Origin of the sequence: Nonomuraea phyllanthi (genome assembly GCF_006334985.2) — a bacterium.
Taxonomy (GTDB): Bacteria; Actinomycetota; Actinomycetes; order Streptosporangiales; family Streptosporangiaceae; genus Nonomuraea; species Nonomuraea phyllanthi.
In genome coordinates this window covers 91,422-113,080 of record NZ_VDLX02000001.1, presented here as the reverse complement: position 1 = coordinate 113,080, position 21,659 = coordinate 91,422, and the positions used below count along the sequence as shown (strand labels likewise).

Below are 21,659 nucleotides of genomic sequence, written 5' to 3'. Positions count from 1 at the left end.
CGTGTTTCCTCGTTGCGTTGGGTGGTCGCCTGGTCAGCCGAGTGCGGCGGCGGCGCGCTCTCCGGCCGCCAGCACCACCGTGAGAGCGGTGTCGAGCCCGGCTGGATCGATGCCCTCGAAGGCGGCATCCGTGACCTTGCGCGCGTGCGCGTACAGGGCCGTGAAGTGGTCCGTGCCGGCTTCGGTGAGTTCCGCCGGAGCGGCGGCGTCGTCGGGCTGGTACGTGATGTGACCAGCCGCGGCGGCGTGCTCGAGCACTCGTACGGTGTCGGGTTCGGCCAGGTCCAGGCGGCGGTTGAGCTCCTTCACCACCTCGTCGAGGGGCAGGGGAACGCCCGCCTCCCAGAGCAGGGTCAGGAGCATCCAGGTGGGGAAGTCCGAGTCGAAGTCCGCGAGGGCGCGACGGTGCAACTTGCCGATCAGGCGTGCGGTCTCGCCCAACGCGCGGCCGAGGCTGGGACGCGATTCGGGGTTCACGGTCATCCGGGTCTCCTTGTGACGGGGGTCTGGCAGCACGCCGAATTCTGTTGGTGCCACCAATGATGGTGCCACCAACCATACAGGAGATTGGTGGTGGCACCAACAATTGGCTAGCCTGAGCGAGGTGGACAGCACTACGCACCCGACACCCGCCCGGCTGCGCGCCCTGCCGAGCTGGGTGATCAATCAGACGGCGATCACGGCCAACCGGCTGACCGACCGAGCGCTGGCCGGCACGAGTTCCCGACGCCGGTTCGCGATGCTGTCGGCCCTCGACGAGTTCGGCCCATCCAGCCAGGCCGATCTGGGCAGATGCACCGGAATCGATCGCAGCGATGTGGTGACGGGGGTCAACGCGATGGTCGAGCAGGGATTCCTGCGGCAGCGTCCCGACCCGGCCGACGGCCGGCGCAACATCGTCACGCTCACCCCCGCGGGGAAAGAGCATCTGGAGAGACTCAGCGCTCTCATCGCCGACGCCCAGGAAGAGCTACTGCACGCCCTGTCCCCTTCGGAGTCGAAAATGCTCGTCGACCTGCTCACACGAGTCCTCGACAGTGGCTGACGATCCGTAGCCAGGTGTCAGCGGTCCGGCGGGGCTCCTCGGCGTCATCGTGTTCAGTGCGCCTCGGTGGCGTGATCCGCGGTGAAGGCCAGGAGAAGCGCGGCGGTCCGCTGCGGATCCTCCATGATGGGCGAGTGCCCGACACCGGGCAGCACCTCCACTTTCGCGCCGGGAACGGCGCGGTATGCGGCGGCGGAGGAGGATCGCCACCTCTGGTCGTCCTCACCGAAGATCACCAGCAACGGCTTGCCGAGTGGACTCAGCCGATCGGGGAGCGCGCGCCGCGTCACATAGTCGTCGCCCTCCTGCGATGTCGCGATGAAGGCGTGGTAGGTCATGGCGCGCGCGTCGTCCACGATCGCCTGCGGGATCTGGTAGCCGGGGCGGCTGAACGCGGTGCTCGCGGCCTGGCGGATCAGGCCGTCGGTCCGAAGCCGCCACAGCAACTGCCCGATGACGGGCTCGGTCAGCAGCCCGCCGACGAAGCCGCTTGAGACGGCGGCGTCCAGACTGGGTGCGGTGTCGATGAGCACGAGCGAGGTGACCAGGTCGGGGCGTTGCTCGGCGAGCGCGGTGGCGACCGCGCCACCCGTGGAATGGCCGACCACCACGGCGCGCTTGACCCCGAGCAGGTCCATGGCCTCACCGACCCGGCGTCCCTGCTCCGGCATCCCGTAGCCGCCGCCGGCCGGTTTGGCCGACCTGCCGTGCCCGAGCAGGTCGATGCGGATGACGCGATGCGACTCGGTCAGCAGCGGAACAAGCGCGTCCCACGAGCGGGTCGACGTGGCGAGCCCGTGGATCAGTACGAGGGCCGGGGCATCACGGGGCCCGTCCTGGCGCACGTAGATGTTCCCGCCCTTGAGGGGCAGCGTCGGACTCCCGCCGGCCTCGGCGCTCTGCCGCGTCACCACCTCCGCGTTCACGAGCAGCAACCCGGCCGCGACGGCAAGGACCGCCAAGGCGATCAGGAGGCGCCGCCGGCGCCGTGCCACCCTGTTCACATCAGCCTGCCCGTGCGGCAACGGCAGTCCGGCGTCGGCGAAGCAGCAGGGTCGAACCCCAGGAAAGTAGCGGCAGGGTCGAACCCCTGGAAAGAAGCGGCAGGGTCGAACCCCAGGAAAACAGTCATGGGGCCACAGTCGCCGCGGGTGCCCGCCGGCGTCTTGTACTAATGTCCTGGCCGTACGCCGACGCCGCCGTCGGCGGCCCGCCCGGCGTGCCGCGCACCATGCGAACGCCTCGGTACACCCCCCCCGCCCGGTTGTCACGGTGGCGAGGATGCCGTCACCCACGGCCCGCCTTCTGGCCGCCGACGTGGCAGGGCTGGTGGACCACGGAGGCGGTCAAGAGTGCGGCGTGACGGCGGCCGGCCACGTGCGGGTCAGCGGGCGTCACCCTGGAGGCGACGAGCCACGTGCGGTGGGTGGCGCCGGCCGTGCTCCGCCGTACCAGATGATGATTCTCAGACCGTGGCGTGGCCGCGGACCAGGCGGCCGACCTCCGCGCGCAGGTGGACGAAGTCGGGGTGCTCGCGGGTCGTGATCTGGTCGCGCGGCGCGGGCAGGTCGACCTTGAGGTCCCCGACCACGTGCGCGGGCGCCTTGGAGAGGATCACGACGCGGTCGCCGACGTAGACGCTCTCGTCGATGTCGTGCGTGATGAGCACGATCGTCATCTGGTGGTGGCTCCTGACCTTGAGGACGAGGTCCTCCAGGTCCTCGCGGGTCTGGGCGTCGACCGATCCGAACGGCTCGTCCATGAGCATCAGCGTCGGCCGGTACGCCAGCGCCCGCGCGATCGCCACCCGCTGCTGCATGCCCCCCGACAGCTGGAACGGGTATTTGCGCCCGGCGCCCGAGAGGCCGACCGACTCCAGGGCCTCGTGGGCGGCCTCGCGACGCTGCCGCTTGTCCATGTTCTTGCGGCGCAGCGGCAGTGCCACGTTGTCGGCGACCGACATCCACGGGAAGAGGGAGCGGCTGTAGTCCTGGAAGACGACGGCGAGGTTGTCGGGGGTCTGGCGTACGACCTGTCCCTCCACCTTGACCTGCCCGCCGGTCGGCGTGATGAGCCCGGCGATCGAGCGCAGCAGGGTGGATTTGCCGCATCCGGACGGCCCCACGATGCACAGCAGCTCGCCCTCGGCGACGCTGAGGTTGAGGGCTTCGATGGCGTGGTGCGCGTTGGGGCCGCCACCGCCGTACACGTGGGAGAGGTTGTCTATCTCGAGCAATGGATGTCCTCGGGGGGCGAGATCATGGACAACGGATCCGCGAAACACTTTAGACCCTAATGGGCGGCTTGGTGCCAGGCGAGCAGCCGGCGTTCGGCGATCAGGTACAGCTCGTTGAGCACGTAGCCGAGTACGCCGAGCAGCACGATCCCGCCCCACATGGCGGGCAGGTCGAAGCTCTGGTACGCGACCGTGAGCTGGAACCCGATGCCGTTCACGGTGCCGGGCAGCAGTTCGGAGAAGACCATGACGATCAGGGTGAGCGGTACGGCGAGCCGCAGCCCGGCGCACATCTTCGGCAGCGCGGAGGGCACGATCACCCGCAGCAGCCGTTCGGTTCTGGACAGGCGGAACACCTGGCTGGTCTGCAGGTGCAGCGGTTCGATGGAGCGGGCGCCGTCGGCGGTGTTGAGCAGCACCGGCCACAGGATGCTGAACATGATGAACGCCAGCTGCATCCGCAGCCCGAACCCGAACACCACCAGGAAGACGGTCACCAGGGCGGGCGGCGGGATGGCGCGCAGGAACTGCAGCACCCCGTCGAGATAGTCGTACACCCGCGCGGACAGCCCCACCGCCAGCCCCAGCACGACACCCGCGAAGGCGCCGCCCGCGAAGGAGACGGCCATCCTGCCGAGGCTCGGCAGGATGTTGGCGATGGCGTCCTCGGTCAGGAAGAGCGTGCTCGGCGGCCCGGAGAACCACATCGCGTGCATCCTGACCACGATGGTGCTGGGCGGCGGGAAGAACGTGTTGCCCGCCGCCCGTGCCGCCGCCTCCCAGGCGAGGACGAGCACGACCAGCACGAGCGTCCGGAACGCCGCCGCCCGCATGCGCCTGGTTCTCATGGCGTCTCTCCCATCCGGGCGTGGTGCCAGCGGAAGGCCCGCCGTTCGGCGGCCACGAGCACCGCGTTCACCAGCACGCCGAACAGCCCCACCCACAGCACCGCGGCGAGGATGTCGGTCATCCGCGCGGGTACGGCGATGCCGGCGTAGAACATGAACACGCCGATGCCCTCGCCCCGCCCGGCCACGATCTCGGTGCTGACGACGAGGATGAGCGCCACCGCGGCGGCCAGCCGGATCCCGGTGGTGATGAAGGGCGCCGACGAGGGGAACGACACGCGCCGCAGCATGGCGAGGGGTCCGAAGCCGTACGAGCGCAGCGACTCCTTGGCCAGCGGATCGACCAGGCGCAGGCCGTACATCGTGTTGTAGAGGATGGGCCAGAGGGAGGCGTAGACCGCGAGGGTGATGCGCACCTGCGTCCCGGTGCCGATCAGGAGCGACACCAGCGGGATCAGCGCCACGGACGGGATCGGCCGCAGGAACTCCACGACCGAGCGGGTGGCGGCGTCGACGATCGGCACGCTGCCGAGCAGGAGGCCGAGCGGTACGGCGATGACCACCGCGAGCCCGAGCCCGGCCGCCCAGGCGATCAGGCTCGTCAGGGCGTGCGCGAGGAACTCGGGGTCGGCCGTCAGCGCCGCGGCCCGCGCGAGGATCTCCGTCGCGGGCGGCAGGAACTGCGGGTCCACCAGTCCCGTCCGGCTGACCAGTTCGATGAGGGCGGCGAAGGCGAGGGCCCCGGCCGCCCGGCGTGACCAGCGGATGGCGGTGGACGCCGGGCGGGGACGGGCCAGGGTCTGCGCGCTCACCCTGAGGTGGTCGGCGACATCAGCGTCTTGACGTCGATCGCCTTGGAGAGCCACTTGGCCTCCAGCATCCAGTCGGCGACCCGCTGGAGCCGGACCGGGTTGTCGCTGCTGGAGAAGTACGGGAACGTGACGGTGGCCGCGGTGGCCGAGTTGATCTGCGTGAAGTTCGGCAGCACCTTGGCCACGACCTCGCGGTTGTTCTCCATGAGCTTGGCCGCGTTGTGGATGGCCCGCTGGAACGCCGCCGCGGTCCTGGGGTTCTTGTCGTACCACTCCTGCGTGCTGACGTACCCCGAGATGGGGAACTCGGCGGCGGGGCCGGACGCCGGGTCGAGGATCTTGCGGGCGCCCATCGACGAGGTGGCCGCCGTGACCATGGGCTCGCCCAGGTACGCGGCGTCGATCTGGCCGCCCTTCCACGAGGGCATGATGTTCTGGAACGTCACCTGGACGTACTTGATCTTGGCGGGGTCGACGTTGCTGGCCTTGAGCACCTGCGTCAGAGCCAGCTCCTGGAAGTTGTGCAGGACGTTCACGTTGATCGTCTTGCCTTCGAGGTCCTTCGGCGACTTGATGGGCGAGTTCGGCAGCGCCATGATGCTGAGCGAGTCGGGCGAGGCCCGCGTCCCCTCGGCCAGGATGCGCAGCTTCAGCGCCTGCTTGTCGTGCGCCTGGAACATCGACACGTAGTTGCCGAACATGGCGTCGATCTCGCCCTTGACCAGCATGGGGATGGCCTCCGGCGAGGCCTGGACGACCTGCGCGGTGACGTCCAGACCTTCCTTCTCGAAGAGCTTCTGGTCGATGGCGACGTAGATGGCGGCGCTGTCGATGGCGGGCAGGGTGGCGACCTTGAGCTTGGTCTTCTCAAGTCCGCCGGCGGCCGCGGACGGCGGCGCGCTGGCGCTCGTGGAGCCGCCCGAGCCGCACGCGACGGCGCCGAGTGTCAAAGCTAACCCGATGATGGCGGCCCTGGCGGGTCGGCCAAGCCTCATGTCAGGGACTCCCTTCGATGGAGCCAGGGGGGAACCGGGTGGCTTCTGCTCCCGGGGGCTGTGTGCCTGACGCACGACAGGGATCGACCGTAGCACCAAATTGGCGACCATTATCGCAAAACTAACACTTGTCGTTGCAATGTCCGATTGCAGCTCTATCGTGAAAAGTTGAAGGACGTACGAAACGGTTTGTCGCTTTTGGGGAAGGTGGTGACTGGCGAGACAACTGTTACTGATGGGGTGTGTCAGTCGAATTTACTCCACGAGTCCGCAGGTGGCGCGCGGAGCGGCTTTCCACTGCCTGTTTCAGCAGATAGAAGACGATGTTCAGTGATTCTCTCGAATTTTTGGACATCGGGGGATAAACGCCCCAACGGGGCACTAGTGGTGGTTGGCCCCTGCCAACCGCTGTGCTCAAATGGCGCTTATCTGGACGTACATATTGCCCCACCTGCATTTACCTGCTTGGTCACCGAGAATTCCCCTCCAGGGGCGAGAGGTTGCGAAGGCAAGTGAGAACGCAGAGCGCTGAAGCTTCCGCTGACCGCGAGCCGCACGGGCATCAGAAGCGACGGTTGGCCGGCCCTCCCTCCCGGAGGTTCGGGCTGGGCAACTGGCACGTGCGATCGCGCCTTGTCGCGCTGATCGTCGTCCCCACGGCCGTGGCCGTGGGCCTGGGCGGACTGAACGTGATCACCTCGCTCAGTGACGCCCACACCTACCAGACCCTCAGGGAGGTCGCCGAGCTCAGCGAGCAGGTCGGGGCCGTCTCCCACGAGCTGGGCTTCGAACGCGACGAGACCGCCCTCTACATCGCCCAGGGCCGGCCGGACACCCGCGAGGCGCAGCTCCGCACGACCTACAGCAGCGTGAACACCCTCATCGACGAGGCCAAGCGGCGCGCCCAGGTGATCGCGGACACCCACGGGGAGGCCGTACGGCCGGTGCTGCGGCGCCTGGAGGAGATCCCGACCCTGCGCGAGACGGCCGTCGAGGGGAAGATCCAGCCGCTCCCGGTGATCAGGAAGTACTCGGAGATCATCGCGGCCCTGCTGCAGTTCCACGACCAGGTCGGCCAGGTCGCGGTGGACGACGAGGTCTCGCACAGCGCAGGATCGATGGCGGCCATCGCCCGCGCCAAGGAGCAGGCCTCCAAGCAGCGCGGCATCCTGGCCAGCGCGCTGGACAGGAAGGGGTTCGACAGCGGCGAGCTCGACGCGCTCACCGACGCCAAGTCGCGTGAGGAGAGCGAGGAGACGCTGTACGCCACCCTGGCCAACCTCGAGCAGCTCGAGCTCTACCGCAACACGGTCGTGGGCCATGACGTCGACCAGACCGACCTGTTCAGGCTGCGGGCCATGGCACAGTCCTCCGAGGGCAAGCCGCTGAGCATCGGCGTGCAGCCGGACAAGGACGTGTCCACCTGGTTCGAGGTGAGCACCGGCAAGATCGACGCCCTGCGCAGCGTGGAGAAGGAGCTGTCCTCCTCGCTCATCCTGCGGGCCCGCGCCCTGGAGGAGGGCGCCAACCGCTCGGCGCTGATCTCCGGCGTGCTCATCCTGATCCTGCTCATCGTGGTGATCGCGATCATCTCGCTCATCGCCCGCTCGCTCATCAGGCCGCTGCGCAAGCTGCGCGGCGAGGCCCTGGACATCGCCGGCCAGCGCCTGCCCGAGACCGTGCAGCAGCTGCGGGAGAGCGGCGAGGGCGCGGCCGGGCCGGTCCTGCCCATCGGCGTGGACACGCACGACGAGATCGGCGAGGTGGCGCGGGCGTTCGACGAGGTGCACCGCGAGGCCGTACGGCTGGCCGGTGAGGAGGCGCGGCTGCGCAGCAACGTCAACGCGATGTTCGTGAACCTGTCGCGCCGCAGCCAGACGCTGGTGGAGCGGCAGATCACCCTGATCGACGGGCTGGAGCAGGGCGAGCAGGACGAGCAGCGGCTCGGGAACTTGTTCAAGCTGGACCACCTGGCCACCCGCATGCGCCGCAACAGCGAGAACCTGCTGGTGCTGGCCGGCCAGGACCCGCCGCGCCGCTGGAGCCAGCCGGTGAAGCTGGTCGACGTGGCCCGCGCCTCGCTGTCGGAGGTGGAGAACTACGAGCGCGTGGTGCTCCAGGTGCCCGACGGCGTGTCGGTGGCCGGTCAGGCGGTCAACGACGTCATCCACCTGCTCGCGGAGCTGGTCGAGAACGCGCTGTCGTTCTCCCCGCGCGAGACCAGGGTGACGGTGTCGGGCAGCAGGATCGACGGTGGCGGCGTGATGCTGTCGATCACCGACTCGGGCATCGGGATGACGCAGGAGGAGCTGGCCCAGGCCAACGACCGGCTCATCGAGGCTCCCACCGTGGACGTGTCGGTGTCGCGGCGCATGGGCCTGTTCGTGGTCGCGAGGCTGGCACACCGCCACGGCATCCGCGTGCAGCTGCGCCCGCACAGCTCCGGCGGGCTCACCGCGATGGTGCTCATCCCGGAGAACATGCTCGGCCCCCAGGCCGCGAACTTCGGGGCGAACCCGTCCTACTCCGGCAACCAGCCTCCCGCCTTCGCGGGCGCGGTGAGCGGCGGATCGGGCGACGAGCCGTACTCCGGGCCGCACCCCGCGCCTCCCGCCACGGACTGGCCGAAGCCCACGTACCAAATGGGCGCCGGTCAGTTGGGACCCAGCCAGATGGGACCCAGCCAGATGGGACCCAGCCAGATGGGGCCGGGGCAGATGGGGCCCGGACACCCGTCCTTCCCGTCCAACCCGGAGCTGGGCGGCAACTGGCCGCCCACGCAGCAGTGGCAGCCGGAGCCCGGCGGGTGGCCGGCGGAGCCCCGCGTCGGCGGCTACGACAGCTCCGACGTGTGGACCCCGCCCCGCGGCCCCGCCTGGAACGGCGAGCACCTGCCAAGACGGCCCGTGCCCGAGCCGCCGCCGGGTGGCTGGGGACGCGACACCATGCCGCCGCAGCGGCCGGGATTCGAGTTCTCCGAGAAGGAGTCCGGCGAGACCGGCCCCATCCCGGCCGTCCCGCCGGCCTCGGCGGGCGACGACTACCTGCCGATCTTCGCCGCGGTGGAGTCGGCCTGGTTCGGCCGCAACAACGGCGCGAGCTGGGGCTCTTCCAAGGCGGACGAGGGGTGGAGCGCGGCGGAGGCGGCGATGGAGCCGGCACGTGGTGGCCAGACACCGGCGGGCCTGCCCAAGCGGGTGCCGAAGGCGAATCTGGTGCCCGGCTCGGCCGATTCCTCGGCGGCGCCGAAGGGCGTGACACCGATGCCGTCGGTGTCTCCCGACCGGATCCGCAACCGGCTGTCGAGCTTCCAGCAGGGCTTCCGGGCGGCGCGCGACGACATCACCGAGGGCAGGGCGTTCCAACCCGGCGCCGGCCCCGCCGGCTCCTCTGGCTCCTCTGGCGCGCGGAACAACGAAAGGGAGGAGGGAGCATGAACGATTTGAGCCACGCGGCACGCGGCGTCGACTGGCTGATCACGGACTTTGTCAGCACCGTGCCGGGGGTTGCGCACGCGGTGGTGGTTTCGTCTGATGGGTTGCCGTTGGCGGCTTCGTCGGGGTTTCCGGCTGATCGGGCTGATCAGTTGGCGGCGATTGCGTCGGGTTTGGTGAGTCTGACGCAGGGTGCGGCGAGGGTGTTCGAGGGTGGTGCGGTCAATCAGACGATTGTGGAGATGCAGCGTGGGCTGATGCTGATCATGTCGATCAGTGATGGTTCGTGTCTGGCGGTGCTGGCGGCTCCGGATTGTGACATGGGGTTGGTGGCGTACCAGATGACGCTGATGGTCGATCGCGCCGGTCAGGTACTGACTCCGGCTGTGCGTGCCGAGTTGCGCGCCAGCCAGACCAGGTGATGTAGGTGACCGACCCCAGATGGAACAGCGGCGGTTGGGCGCCCCCGCCTGTGCCCCAGTCCCAGTCGCAGCTGAATCCCGACCCCGCCTCGCCCGTCCGCCCGTACGCGGTGACAGGTGGACGGACGGCGCCGCGGGTCAAGCTGGCGATGGAGGCCCTGGTGTCCTCGGCGACCGCCGAGAACCGGGAGTTCTCGCACATCACGCCGGAGTACCAGGCGATCAGCCAACTGTGCCGGCAGGTCAGGTCCGTGGCAGAGGTGTCGGCCCTGCTGCGGATCCCCCTCGGCGTGGTCAGGGTGCTGATCGCTGACATGGCCGCCGAGGGTCTGGTCCGCGTGCACCAGCCGCAACTCGACGCCGGCAGGCCGGACGTAAATCTGCTCGAAAGGGTGCTCAGTGGACTTCGCAGGCTCTAGCCCCGGCCTCACCTCGACGAAGATCGTGGTGGCTGGAGGTTTCGGGGTGGGCAAGACGACCTTCGTCGGCGCGGTGTCGGAGATCATGCCGCTGACCACGGAGGCCGTCATGACCGACGCTTCCGCGGGCATCGACGACCTGGGCATGACGCCGCTGAAGTCGACCACGACCGTGGCCATGGACTTCGGCCGGGTCTCCCTGGACCGTGACCTGATCCTGTACCTGTTCGGCACGCCCGGGCAGCACCGGTTCTGGTTCATGTGGGACGACCTCGTACGCGGCGCCATCGGGGCCGTCGTGCTCGTGGACACGCGCCGTCTGTCCGACAGCTTCCCGGCGATCGACTATTTCGAGGAGGCCCAGCTGCCGTTCGTGGTGGGCGTCAACGGCTGGGACGGCCAGTATCCCCACAGTGACGCCGAGGTGCGGGACGCGCTGACACTCGCCCCGCACATCCCGCTCGTACGGCTGGACGCCAGGTCGAAGGACTCCGTCAAGGCCGCGCTGATCAACCTGGTGGAACACGCGCTCTCGGTACGCATGGCCGTGCCCGGCTGGGGTGGGTGACCCCGGCGCGCCCGAGCCGCCGATCGTCAGCTCGGGACGGCCTCGATGAGACTGGCGCCGGAGCCCAGCTCGACGACCTCGCCGAGTGCCAGCCCGGCCTGGGCGAACAGGGCCGCGTACTCGTCGCGGCTGCGCTCGGCGCCGCCGTTGAAGATGGCCAGCATCCGCAGATCCAGATCCTTGCCCAGGTGCGGCACCGTGTCGTCGGGCAGCACCACCTCCAGCACCAGGACGCGGCCGCCGGGGTTCATGGCCTCGCGGACGTTGCGCAGGATCTTGACGGCGTCGTCGTCGTCCCAGTTGTGCAGGACGCTGGCCAGCAGATAGACGTCGCCGCCGCCCGGGACCCCGGCGAAGAAGTCGCCGGCGACGACCTCCGCCCTGTCGGACAGCCCCTCCGCGGCCAGCGTCGCGGTGGCGTGCGCGGTCACGTGCTCCAGATCGACCAGGATGCCGCGCATCTCCGGGTTGGCGTGCAGGACCGTGGCCAGGATGTGGCCCTTGCCGCCGGCCACGTCCACCATGGTCGCGGTGGGCGGGAAGGTGTAGCGCTGGACCAGGCCCTGCGTGAGCGGGATGGCGCGGCGCTTCATGTAGTCGTCGAACAGCCTGCTCGACGTGGGGTTCTTGGCCAGGTAGTCGTAGAGGTGGCCGTACCGCTTCGCGAAGGCGGACCCGCCGTCCCGCACCGTGGCGGGGAGCATGCCCAGGGCGTACCAGAAGCCCTCCTCGCCGAGCATCCGGATGGAGGCGCGGACCGAGTCGGTGGCGTCGGAGCGCAGGGCGCCGCCCTTCTCGGTGAGCTCGTGGACGTCGGGGGCCACGGGACGGAGCAGGTCCATGGCCGCCAGCTCGCGCAGCACCCGGCGCAGCGCCGGGGCGTGCGCGCCGGCTCGTTCGGCCAGCTCATCCGTGCTGAGCGGGCCGGACGCCAGGTGGTCGGCCAGGCCCAGCTCGGCCATGGTCAGCAGGGCGGCGAAGCGGGAGAGATCTCCTACGGCTCCCCAGAGGAGGTCGTCGGAATACGTCATATGTCCTTCCAGGGAAGTCACGCGTTGCGGGTGGCCTGCCGGTGCCAGACGAGCAGGCGCCGCTCGGCCAGGACGAAGAGGCCGTTCACGAGATAGCCGAGCACGCCCAGCAGGGCGATCGTGGCCCAGACCCCGGCGCCGTCGAAGCTGCGCTGCGCCTGCAGCAGCTGGTACCCGATGCCGTCGGTGCTGCCGAACAGCTCCGAGATCACCATGAGGATCAGCGCCAGCGACAGGCTCAGCCGCAGCCCGGCGAAGATCTTCGGCGAGGCGGCGGGAAGGAGGACGACGCGCAGGTACTGCCCCTTCGACAGGTTGAAGGCCGTCGCCGTGTCCGTGTACGTGCGATCCACCGCCCGCACGCCGTCGATCGAGTTGAGCAGCACGGGCCAGATCACGCCGAACGCGATCGTGGCCAGCTGCATGGCCAGCCCGGCCCGGAACAGCACGAGGAACAGGGGCAGCAGCAGCGGCGGGGGAACGGCCCGGCCGAACTCGATCAGCGGGTCCACGTAGTCGGTCGCCGTGCGCGAGCGCCCGAGCAGCACTCCCAGCACGACGCCGAGCACGGCGGCCAGGATCCACCCGCTGAACATGCGGCCGAGGCTCGGCAGCAGGTTCTCCACCGCGTCGTCGGTCAGGAAGACCCGCGAGAGCGGCCCCGAGAACCACAGCTCGTACATGCGGGCGACGATCGTCGTGGGCGGGGGGAAGTCGGTGTCCTCCACCCCGCGGGCGACGAACTCCCAGGCGACGAGCACCACCGGGATGATCCAGTATCGCGCGCCGACATTCATCAGGGCTTTCACGATTCCTGCGCCCCCGTCCGCATGCGGTGCCAGTGGAACATCCGGCGCTCGCCGGCCAGCAGGACCAGGTTCGCGATCACGCCCAGCATCCCGGCCCAGAACGTGGCCGCCATCATGAGGTCCATCCGGTTGCCGCTGCCGGCCTGGATCACGTACACGCCGATGCCGGCGGTGCCGCCGGCCAGCAGTTCGGCGCTGACGGCGAGGATCAGCCCGATCCCGGCGGCGATCCTGACGCCCGTCGCGACGAACGGGGCGGCGCTGGGCAGGCTCACCCTGACCAGCACGGCCAGGGGGCCGAACCCGAAGCTGCGCAGCGACTCCTTGGCCACCGGGTCCACGTCGTGCATGCCGTAGAGGGTGTTGAGCAGGATCGGCCACAGGGAGGCGTACACGATGACCGAGACCTTCATCAGCTCGTCCACCGGGATCAGGAGGATGGCGAGCGGGATGATGGCGACGGACGGGATCGGGCGCATGAACTCCAGCACGGGCCTGATGGCCCGTTCCACCGGCGGCAGCGCGCCCAGCAGCACGCCCAGGGGTACGGCGATCCCGATCGCGATCAGCATGCCGAGCGCCCAGTTGGCGAGGGTCGTGCCGAGTCCTTCCAGGAAGTCGGCGTCGACCAGCAGGAGCGCGGCCTCGTACAGGATGGTTGAAGGAGCGGGGAACACCACGTCGTCGCCGACGCCGAAGCGGAGTACCAGCTCACCGATGACCAGCAGCCCCGCGGCGCCGGCGGCGCCGCGGAGCAGTCGAGCACCGATCATCCGCTCAAGGGGGTGGCGATGACGGACTTCACGTCGATCGAGTTCTTGAGATACCCGTACTCGAGCATGAGGTCGGCCACCTTCTGCAGGCGGTTCGCGTTCAGCTCGCTGGGATAGGTGCCCAGCGTGATCACCGACGCGGTCTTGGCGTCGATCTTCGTGTACGTCGGCAGCATCTTCTCGATCTCCTTGCGGTCGCTCGAGGCGGCCTGCTGCGCCTTGGAGATCGCCCGGTTGAACGCGGCCAGCGTCTTCGGGTACTTCTTCGTCCACTCCTCGGTGGCCATCCAGCCGGCGATGGGCAGCTCCTCGGTCTGGCCGGTCATCGTGTCGGCCAGCGTGCGGAAGCCGAAGGCGCTCTGGTTGGCCGTGATGAAGGGCTCGGTGATCCAGCAGGCGTCGGCCTGGCCCGAGTTGACGGCGTTGCCCATCTCGGGGAACGGCTTCTCCGCGAACTTGACGTCGTCCGCGGTGAGACCGGCCACCTTGAGCTGCGTCTCCACGGCGAGCGTGGCGACGTTGTGGAGGTTGTTCACGAAGATGGTCTTGCCCTTCAGGTCCGCCACCGTCTTGATGGGCGAATCCTTAGGAACCATGATGTTGAACATGTTGGGGCCGGCCTGGTACATGTCGGCGACCAGCTTGATCTTCTTGCCCTGCTCGACGGCCGCGAACGTCGAGACGTAGTTGGTCATCGAGATGTCCAGCGCGCCGCTCTCGATCTGCGGCAACGCGGCGGCGCCACCGGTGATCTGCACCGGCTCGACCGTCAGGCCCTCTGCCTCGAAGTAGCCCTTGGCCTTGGCGATGTAGAGCGATACAGGGTCGGGGATGGGGAGCGCACCGACCTTGATCGTCGTCTTCTCCAAGCCGCTGCTGTTGGCCGGCGCTTCCGTGGAGCCGTCGGATCCACTGCAGCCGGTAAGCGCGAGAGCGACTGCGACGCCGAGAGCGGCGGCGCTGCAGCGCAGTTTGCGTGTCATGGGGGGTTCTCCTACCAGGGGGAAGCTTCTGGAGATATACCGGGCGTGAAGCGTACCGGAAGGGGAGATCCCCTCGGCAGCACTCTGCCGCGTATAGGGGTTTATCTGATAAATATGACAATAAAACGGCTATAGATGTAAATATGGTGATACGTGGGGTGTTGTGGTTATTTGTCCGGATTGAGATGGCAGTTGCGCTCCGTGTTCGAGAGCTTGCCGCCTGAACAACGTGTGACTTGGAACGTTTGAAAACTTCCGAGACGTTGGCCTAACTATGAGGTTTGTGCTCAAATTGGGCCTCGAACTTGCCTGCGATCACTCGTCCGCGTGACGAAGCTGCTGAACCCCCCTGAAGCAGGCCATGGCGAGAGGTTGCCACCAGTGAGGACAACAACGACCGACCCCGGTCGTGGTAGGGCTCCTGACGTGCCCGAACAGTCAATGGGCGGCGAGGTGCCGGAAGTGCAGCTGCCCAAGGCGGGCAGTCCCTTCGCGCTGCGCAACTGGCGAGTACGCACCCGCCTCATCGCCCTCATCGCCATTCCCACCATCGTGGCCGTCATCCTGGGCGCGCTGCGGGTCACCTCGTCGATCGCGAGCGCCGAGCAGTACCAGGTCATCGGCGCGGTCGGCCGCCTGGTCGCGGGCTTCGGCGAGCTCTCCCGGGACCTCGGTCTCGAGCGCGACCTGGCCGGCCGCTACGTCGCCTCCGGCCGGAAAGCGGCCGAGGCGCAGCGGCTCGCCGGCCAGCAGGAGATCGTCGACGTCAGCATCGGCCGCGTGCTGGCGACCGCCAAGGAGACCGAGTCGTCCCTGTCCGACATCGGCCGCAGGACCCTCGACCGCGTCAGGACCCGGCTGAGCCAGCTCGAGTCGCTGCGGGAGACGGTCACCAAGACGAAGATGCCGCCGCTGCCCGTGACGGAGAAGTACTCCGAGACCATCGCGGACATGCTGCAGCTCTACGACGAGCTCGCGCAGAGCGCGACGGACGAGACGCTGATCTCCACCAGCGCCGCCCTGCGCTCGATCGCCCGTGCCGAGGAAGAGGCCTCCAAACAGCGCGCGCTGCTGATGATGGCGCTCGTCAGGGGATCGTTCGACGAGACCGAGTTCAGCGCGTTCCTCGACGCGGGCTCCCGGCGTAACAGCGAGCGCGCCTCCTTCCGCGCCGCGGCCACCGTCGCCCAGCGGCAGGCCTTCAGCGACACCGTGGCCAGCCGCGAGATCGGCCGCGCCGAGTTCTACATCGACCGCGCGGTGCTGCTGCACAACATCTCCGTCTCGGCGACGAGCCCCGCCGCGAGATCGTCGTACCTGCGCCGGCTCGACACCTCCTCCACCAAGGACACCGACCTCTGGTTCAAGGCCATCAGCGAGACCGTCGACCGGTACCACGAGGTCCAGAAGTCGCTCGCGGACCAGGTGGCCACCCGGAGCGCCGACCTCGCCAGCGGCGCCCGCCAGCTCGCCGCGATCAACATCGCGATCGTCGTCGCCCTGCTGGTCCTGGTGCTCGCGATCACCGCCGTCATGGCCGGCTCGCTCGTACGGCCGCTGCGGCGCCTGCGCGGCGACGCCCTCAAGATCGCCGGCCAGACCCTGCCGGACCTGGTGCGCCAGCTACGCGAGACCGACGTCGATCCCGACCAGCTCCGCGTGCCGCCCATCGAGATCAACTCCAAGGACGAGGTCGGTGAAGTCGCGCGGGCCTTCGACGAGGTCCACCGCGAGGCGGTACGCCTGGCGGGCGAGGAGTCCAGACTCCGCAGCAACGTCAACGCGATGTTCGTGAACCTGTCGCGCCGCAGCCAGACGCTGGTGGAGCGGCAGATCACCCTGATCGACGGGCTGGAGCAGGGCGAGCAGGACGAGCAGCGGCTCGGGAACCTGTTCAAGCTGGACCACCTGGCCACCCGCATGCGCCGCAACAGCGAGAACCTGCTGGTCCTCGCGGGCCAGGAGCCACCCCGCCGCTGGAGCAAGCCCGTCAAGCTGGTCGACGTGGCCCGCGCCTCCCTCTCCGAGGTGGAGAACTACGAACGCGTGGTGCTCCAGGTGCCCGACGGCGTGTCCGTGGCCGGACAGGCCGTCAACGACGTCATCCACCTGATCGCCGAGCTCGTCGAGAACGCGCTGTCGTTCTCCCCGCGCGAGACCAGGGTCACCGTCTCCGGCAGCCGCATCGACGGCGGTGGCGTCATGCTCTCCATCAGCGACTCCGGCATCGGGATGACCCACGAGGAGCTGGCCCAGGCCAACGACCGCCTCATCGACGCCCCGACCGTGGACGTGTCGGTGTCGCGGCGCATGGGCCTGTTCGTGGTCGCGAGGCTGGCACACCGCCACGGCATCCGCGTGCAGCTGCGCCCCCACGGCACCGGCGGCCTGACCGCCATGGTCCTGATGCCGGAAGCGCTCCTGGGCTCGCAGTCCCCGGCGTACGCCACCCCCGCCAACGGCGGTGCCATGGGCCAGACGGACGCGCCGTCCTTCGACGACGGCTTCGCCGCCCGCCAGCCCATGCCGCCCATGTCCCAGCCCGTGCCCCACTGGGGTGCGGGAGGCTACCAACCCGGACCGGGGCACCCGTCGTTCCCCTCCGAGCCCTCCTTCTCCTCCCAGCCGTCGTACGCCTCCCAGCCGTCCTTCTCCGCCCAGCAGAGCGTGGACGTGGGCTGGCCGGCCGACCCGCGCAGCAGCAGCGGCGGGTACGACACGTCCGACGTGTGGGTGCCCGCGCGCAGCTCCAACAGCCCGCCGGGCGAATGGGGACGCGACCTGCCGAAGCGGCCGCTGGGCGGCGAGTCCATGGAAGCGCCCCAGCCGCGCTACGACTTCCCCGAGACGGAGGCGGCGGCGACCGGCCCGATCCCGGCCGTCAAGCCCGCCTCGTCGGGCGACGAATACCTGCCCATCTTCGCCTCGGTCGAGTCGGCGTGGTTTGACCACGGCGTCGAGGGCAGCGCCACCTGGGGTTCGTCCAAGGCGGACGAGGGGTGGAGCGCGGCCGAGGCCGTGGTGGAGCCCGTACGCGACGGCTCGACCGCGGCGGGCCTGCCCAAGCGGGTGCCGAAGGCGAACCTGGTGCCCGGCTCGGCCGACACCGTCTCGGCGCCGAAGGGCGTCGCGCCCATGCCGGCGGTCTCGCCCGACCGGGTACGCAGCCGGCTGTCGAGCTTCCAGCAGGGCTTCAGAGCTGCACGTGACGACATCAGCGAGGGCAGGACGTACCCCTCCGGCCCGAGAAGTGTTGAAAGCAGGGATGAGCGCGCATGAATGACCTGAGCCAGTCGGCACGAGGGGTGGACTGGTTAATCACGGACTTTGTCAGCACCGTGCCGGGGGTTGCGCACGCGGTGGTGGTTTCGTCTGATGGGTTGCCGTTGGCGGCTTCGTCGGGGTTTCCGGCTGATCGGGCTGATCAGTTGGCGGCGATTGCGTCGGGTTTGGTGAGTCTGACGCAGGGTGCGGCGAGGGTGTTCGAGGGTGGTGCGGTCAATCAGACGATTGTGGAGATGCAGCGTGGGCTGATGCTGATCATGTCGATCAGTGATGGTTCGTGTCTGGCGGTGCTGGCGGCTCCGGATTGTGACATGGGGTTGGTGGCGTACCAGATGACGCTGATGGTCGATCGCGCCGGTCAGGTGCTGACTCCGGCTGTGCGTGCCGAGTTGCGCGCCAGCCAGACCAGGTGATGTAGGTGACAGATCCCCGATGGAACAGCGGTGCCTGGGACGCGCATAACAGCGGCGCCTGGGACTCCCAGAACAGCGGGAGCTGGCAGCCCCCACCCTCGTCTCCCGCCCCGTCCGACCCGGCCTCCCCGGTACGGCCCTACGCCGTGACGGGCGGGCGGACCGCACCCAAGGTCAAGCTGGCCATGGAGGCGCTGGTCTCGTCGGCGACCGCCGAGCATCGGGAGTTCTCGCACATCACGCCCGAGTACAAGGCCATCAGCCAGCTGTGCCTGCAGGTCAGGTCGGTGGCCGAGGTCTCGGCGCTGCTGCGGATCCCGCTCGGCGTGGTGCGTGTTCTGATCGCGGATATGGCGGCGGAGGGCCTGGTTCGGGTGCATCAGCCGCAGCTGGATGCGGGTAGGCCGGACGTCAACCTGCTGGAAAGGGTGCTCAGTGGACTTCGCAGGCTCTAGCCCCGGTTTGACCTCGACGAAGATCGTCGTCGCCGGCGGATTCGGGGTGGGCAAGACGACGTTCGTCGGCGCGGTGTCGGAGATCATGCCGTTGACCACGGAGGCCGTCATGACCGACGCCTCCAAGGGCATCGACGACCTGGGCATGACGCCGCTGAAGTCGACCACGACCGTCGCCATGGACTTCGGCCGCGTCTCGCTCGACCGCGACCTGATCCTCTACCTGTTCGGCACGCCCGGGCAGCACCGGTTCTGGTTCATGTGGGACGACCTCGTACGCGGCGCCATCGGAGCGGTCGTGCTGGTCGACACCCGGCGCCTGGCCGACAGCTTCCCGGCGATCGACTACTTCGAGGAGGCCCAGCTGCCGTTCATCGTGGGGGTGAACGGATGGGACGGCGTCTACGCGCACAGCGACGCCGAGGTGCGCGACGCGCTCACCCTGGCGCCGCACATCCCGATGGTCCGCCTCGACGCCCGCTCCAAGGACTCCGTCAAGGCCGCGCTGATCAACCTGGTCGAGCACGCGCTGACGGTCCGCATGGCCGTGCCAGGCTGGAGCGGCTAGCGGAGCGGATAGGCTGGAGTCTTAGACGTTCATTCGCTTCGAGGACTGGCCAACCACGTGTTCGAGACGCTATCCGACCGGTTGACATCGGTCTTCTCCTCCCTCAGGTCCAAAGGCCGGCTGTCCGATGCCGACATCGACGCCACCACCCGCGAGATCCGCATCGCCCTGCTGGAGGCCGATGTCGCGCTGCCGGTGGTCAAGGCGTTCGTCGCCCAGGTCAAGGAGCGCGCCCGCGGCTCCGAGGTCTCCCAGGCGCTCAACCCGGCGCAGCAGGTCGTCAAGATCGTCAATGACGAGCTGATCGAGATCCTCGGCGGCGAGACCCGCAGGCTCCGCTTCGCCAAGACGCCGCCGACCGTCATCATGCTGGCTGGCCTCCAGGGCGCCGGCAAGACCACCCTGGCCGGAAAGCTGGCCCGGTGGCTGCGCGAGCAGGGCCACGCGCCCATGCTGGTCGCCGCCGACCTGCAGCGGCCCAACGCCGTCCAGCAGCTCCAGGTCGTGGGCGAGCGCGCCGAGGTCGCCGTCTACGCCCCCGAGCCGGGCAACGGCACGGGCGACCCGATCGCGGTGGCCCGCAGGTCGATCGACGAGGCCAGGCGCCTGCAGCACGACATCGTCATCATCGACACCGCCGGCCGCCTGGGCATCGACCAGGAGCTGATGAAGCAGGCCGCCGACATCCGCGACGCGGTCTCGCCCGACGAGGTCCTGTTCGTGGTCGACGCCATGATCGGCCAGGACGCCGTCACGACGGCGCAGGCGTTCATGGAGGGCGTCGGCTTCGACGGGGTCGTGCTGACCAAGCTCGACGGCGACGCCCGGGGCGGCGCCGCCCTCTCGGTCCGCCACATCACCGGCCGGCCCATCATGTTCGCCTCCACGGGCGAGAAGCTGGAAGACTTCGACGCCTTCCACCCCGACCGGATGGCCTCCCGCATCCTCGACATGGGTGACATCCTCACCCTGATCGAGCAGGCCCAGAAGACGTTCGACGAGGAGCAGGCCGCCAAGATGGCGGGCAAGCTCACGTCGGGCGAGAGCTTCACGCTCGAGGACTTCCTCGAGCAGATGATGATGGTCCAGAAGATGGGGCCGATCAAAAACCTGCTGGGCATGATGCCCGGCATGGGGCAGATGCGTGACCAGCTCAACTCCATCGACGATCGCGACCTCGACCGCATCGCCGCCATCATCCGCTCCATGACGCCCGCCGAGCGCCAGGACCCCAAGATCATCAACGGCTCGCGCCGCGCCCGCATCGCGGGCGGCTCCGGCGTCACGGTCAGCGCCGTGAGCAACCTCGTCACCCGCTTCTTCGAGGCCCAGAAGATGATGAAGCGGATGGCGGGCGGCATGGGGATCCCCGGCATGCCCGGCGGCGGCCGGGGCAAGGCGGCCAAGTCCCAGAAGAAGGCCAAGAAGGGGCGGCGCGTCAGCGGCGACCCGCGCAAGGCCGCGCTCGGCAAGGCCTCCGCCGAGCCGCCCGCCGCCGACGGACCCAAGAAGGGCGGCGTGCTGGGCAACCTCGGTGGCAAGCTGCCGCCCGGGGTGGAGCTCCCGCCCGGCTTCGACCCCTCCAAGCTCCGGCTGCCCGGCCAGCAGTAGCGCGCCACCGCCTCCCCGCACCGGCCCGGTGCGGGGGCGGCGCGCCACCTCGAGGGAAGGTCGATGGCAGTGCCGTCGATCTGGCACAATGGCATGTTGGAACATCGTGACCAGGCGGGTGCCCTCTCACCTCCCGCCGGACGCGCCTGTCCCTGGAGCGTCGTCCCGTCGTGCCCCACTCGGCGAGATGCCGTTCACCCACGTCCGAATGCAGGAGAGACCACACCCGTGGCAGTCAAGATCAAGCTCAAGCGGCTCGGCATGATCCGCAACGCTCAATACCGCATCGTCGTCGCCGACAGCCGCACCAAGCGTGACGGCCGGGCGATCGAGGAGATCGGCCTGTACCACCCGAAGGAAGACCCTTCGCGCATCGAGGTCAACGCCGAGCGCGCGGCCTACTGGCTGGGCGTCGGCGCGCAGCCGACCGAGCCCGTCCTCAAGCTGCTCAAGCTCACCGGCGACTGGCAGAAGTTCAAGGGCGAGCCCGCCCCTGCGCCGATGAAGGTCGCCGAGCCCGCGCCTGACCGTCACGCCCTCTACGAGGCCGCGGCCAAGGAGGCGCTGTCCGGTGGCGACACCGGCACGGCCGCCACCACGCCGAAGAAGGCCAAGAAGAAGGACGAGGCCGAGGCCTCCACCGAGACCCAGACCGAGGGCGAGGCCTGACGTGCTCGAGGAGGCTCTCGAGCACCTCGTGAGGGGCATCGTCGAACATCCCGACGATGTCCGGGTCCGCGCACGCCGCATCCGCAGCGGGCGCGTCCTGGAGGTCCGGGTGCACCCCGAGGACCTGGGCAAGGTCATCGGACGCGGCGGGCGCACCGCCAAGGCGCTGCGCACCGTGGTGAACGCCCTGGCCGACGGGAAGTACGTACGGGTCGATCTGCTCGATCTGCACGAAGCAGTCCGTTAGCGTCAGGTTTCCGCGCCCTCATCGGCTTCGACGGCC

At 69.0% G+C, this 21,659-nt stretch carries 22 protein-coding genes; 12 read left to right on the top strand and 10 right to left on the bottom strand.

Annotated features, from left to right (window positions below; all coding sequences use genetic code 11):
* Positions 1-33: 33 nt before the first annotated feature.
* A complete protein-coding gene (locus tag FH608_RS00510; RefSeq protein WP_139627726.1) occupies positions 34-483 on the bottom strand; it encodes a MarR family winged helix-turn-helix transcriptional regulator in 450 nt (149 codons plus the stop codon).
* A gap of 121 nt (positions 484-604) precedes the next feature.
* Between FH608_RS00510 and FH608_RS00505 the strand changes: the two genes are divergently transcribed.
* Positions 605-1,045: a MarR family winged helix-turn-helix transcriptional regulator gene (locus tag FH608_RS00505; protein ID WP_139627725.1), complete on the top strand. Its 441-nt coding sequence runs from the start codon at positions 605-607 to the stop codon at positions 1,043-1,045.
* 53 nt (positions 1,046-1,098) lie between these two features.
* Here the strand turns inward: FH608_RS00505 and FH608_RS00500 are convergent, their stop codons facing one another.
* From FH608_RS00500 to FH608_RS00480, 5 genes are all read right to left on the bottom strand, one after another.
* Entirely contained in the window at positions 1,099-2,007 is a 909-nt protein-coding gene (locus FH608_RS00500) for an alpha/beta fold hydrolase (protein ID WP_317135538.1), read from the bottom strand.
* A 503-nt stretch (positions 2,008-2,510) separates the two neighbouring features.
* A complete protein-coding gene (locus FH608_RS00495) occupies positions 2,511-3,281 on the bottom strand; it encodes an ABC transporter ATP-binding protein (RefSeq protein WP_193318167.1) in 771 nt (256 codons plus the stop codon).
* Between the two features lie 56 nt (positions 3,282-3,337).
* The gene (locus FH608_RS00490; protein WP_226898830.1) at positions 3,338-4,129 is read right to left on the bottom strand and encodes an ABC transporter permease; all 792 of its coding nucleotides are present in this window, start codon (positions 4,127-4,129) and stop codon (positions 3,338-3,340) included.
* Positions 4,126-4,941 (bottom strand): ABC transporter permease, encoded by an 816-nt coding sequence (locus tag FH608_RS00485; RefSeq protein ID WP_226898829.1) that lies wholly within the window; start codon positions 4,939-4,941, stop codon positions 4,126-4,128. The genes FH608_RS00490 and FH608_RS00485 overlap by 4 nt, the downstream gene beginning before the upstream one ends.
* Positions 4,938-5,936 carry an ABC transporter substrate-binding protein gene (locus FH608_RS00480; protein ID WP_193318166.1) on the bottom strand — a complete coding sequence of 333 codons (999 nt, stop codon included), beginning with the start codon at positions 5,934-5,936 and terminating at the stop codon, positions 4,938-4,940. The genes FH608_RS00485 and FH608_RS00480 overlap by 4 nt, the downstream gene beginning before the upstream one ends.
* A gap of 620 nt (positions 5,937-6,556) precedes the next feature.
* On the opposite strand from FH608_RS00480, the gene FH608_RS00475 reads away from it, so the two are divergent.
* From FH608_RS00475 to FH608_RS00460, 4 genes are read left to right on the top strand one after another with little or no spacing between them, the layout of a single operon-like run.
* The gene (locus FH608_RS00475; RefSeq protein WP_139627723.1) at positions 6,557-9,373 is read left to right on the top strand and encodes a sensor histidine kinase; all 2,817 of its coding nucleotides are present in this window, start codon (positions 6,557-6,559) and stop codon (positions 9,371-9,373) included.
* Positions 9,370-9,792, top strand: a complete 423-nt coding sequence (locus FH608_RS00470; protein WP_020546542.1) for a roadblock/LC7 domain-containing protein — start codon at positions 9,370-9,372, stop codon at positions 9,790-9,792. The genes FH608_RS00475 and FH608_RS00470 overlap by 4 nt, the downstream gene beginning before the upstream one ends.
* A gap of 50 nt (positions 9,793-9,842) precedes the next feature.
* Positions 9,843-10,211: a DUF742 domain-containing protein gene (locus FH608_RS00465; RefSeq protein WP_139628859.1), complete on the top strand. Its 369-nt coding sequence runs from the start codon at positions 9,843-9,845 to the stop codon at positions 10,209-10,211.
* A complete protein-coding gene (locus tag FH608_RS00460; RefSeq protein WP_139627722.1) occupies positions 10,192-10,779 on the top strand; it encodes a GTP-binding protein in 588 nt (195 codons plus the stop codon). The genes FH608_RS00465 and FH608_RS00460 overlap by 20 nt, the downstream gene beginning before the upstream one ends.
* A gap of 26 nt (positions 10,780-10,805) precedes the next feature.
* On the opposite strand, the gene FH608_RS00455 is transcribed toward FH608_RS00460, so the two are convergent.
* The 4 genes from FH608_RS00455 to FH608_RS00440 are packed head-to-tail and all read right to left on the bottom strand — an operon-like array spanning position 10,806 to position 14,375.
* Positions 10,806-11,810 (bottom strand): methyltransferase, encoded by a 1,005-nt coding sequence (locus tag FH608_RS00455; protein WP_139627721.1) that lies wholly within the window; start codon positions 11,808-11,810, stop codon positions 10,806-10,808.
* A gap of 17 nt (positions 11,811-11,827) precedes the next feature.
* Positions 11,828-12,619: an ABC transporter permease gene (locus FH608_RS00450; RefSeq protein WP_226898828.1), complete on the bottom strand. Its 792-nt coding sequence runs from the start codon at positions 12,617-12,619 to the stop codon at positions 11,828-11,830.
* Positions 12,616-13,392: an ABC transporter permease gene (locus FH608_RS00445; protein ID WP_139627720.1), complete on the bottom strand. Its 777-nt coding sequence runs from the start codon at positions 13,390-13,392 to the stop codon at positions 12,616-12,618. Before FH608_RS00445 ends, FH608_RS00450 begins: the two co-directional genes overlap by 4 nt.
* Entirely contained in the window at positions 13,389-14,375 is a 987-nt protein-coding gene (locus FH608_RS00440) for an ABC transporter substrate-binding protein (protein ID WP_226898827.1), read from the bottom strand. The genes FH608_RS00445 and FH608_RS00440 overlap by 4 nt, the downstream gene beginning before the upstream one ends.
* A gap of 426 nt (positions 14,376-14,801) precedes the next feature.
* Here FH608_RS00440 and FH608_RS00435 point away from each other — a divergent pair, with 426 nt between their 5' ends.
* The 7 genes from FH608_RS00435 (at position 14,802) to FH608_RS00405 (ending at position 21,623) form a co-directional block, all read left to right on the top strand.
* Entirely contained in the window at positions 14,802-17,654 is a 2,853-nt protein-coding gene (locus FH608_RS00435; protein WP_139627719.1) for a sensor histidine kinase, read from the top strand.
* The gene (locus FH608_RS00430; protein WP_103955821.1) at positions 17,651-18,073 is read left to right on the top strand and encodes a roadblock/LC7 domain-containing protein; all 423 of its coding nucleotides are present in this window, start codon (positions 17,651-17,653) and stop codon (positions 18,071-18,073) included. The genes FH608_RS00435 and FH608_RS00430 overlap by 4 nt, the downstream gene beginning before the upstream one ends.
* 146 nt (positions 18,074-18,219) lie before the next feature.
* On the top strand, positions 18,220-18,528 hold the full coding sequence (locus FH608_RS00425) for a DUF742 domain-containing protein (RefSeq protein ID WP_090935922.1): 309 nt from the start codon (positions 18,220-18,222) through the stop codon (positions 18,526-18,528).
* A gap of 7 nt (positions 18,529-18,535) precedes the next feature.
* Positions 18,536-19,096: a GTP-binding protein gene (locus tag FH608_RS00420; protein WP_139627718.1), complete on the top strand. Its 561-nt coding sequence runs from the start codon at positions 18,536-18,538 to the stop codon at positions 19,094-19,096.
* 57 nt (positions 19,097-19,153) lie between these two features.
* A complete protein-coding gene (ffh, locus tag FH608_RS00415; protein ID WP_139627717.1) occupies positions 19,154-20,707 on the top strand; it encodes a signal recognition particle protein in 1,554 nt (517 codons plus the stop codon).
* A 228-nt stretch (positions 20,708-20,935) separates the two neighbouring features.
* Complete coding sequence (gene rpsP / locus FH608_RS00410; RefSeq protein ID WP_139627716.1) at positions 20,936-21,376, top strand: 30S ribosomal protein S16; 441 nt, start codon at positions 20,936-20,938, stop codon at positions 21,374-21,376.
* Position 21,377: 1 nt separating this feature from the next.
* Entirely contained in the window at positions 21,378-21,623 is a 246-nt protein-coding gene (locus tag FH608_RS00405) for an RNA-binding protein (protein WP_139627715.1), read from the top strand.
* Positions 21,624-21,659 lie beyond the last annotated feature (36 nt).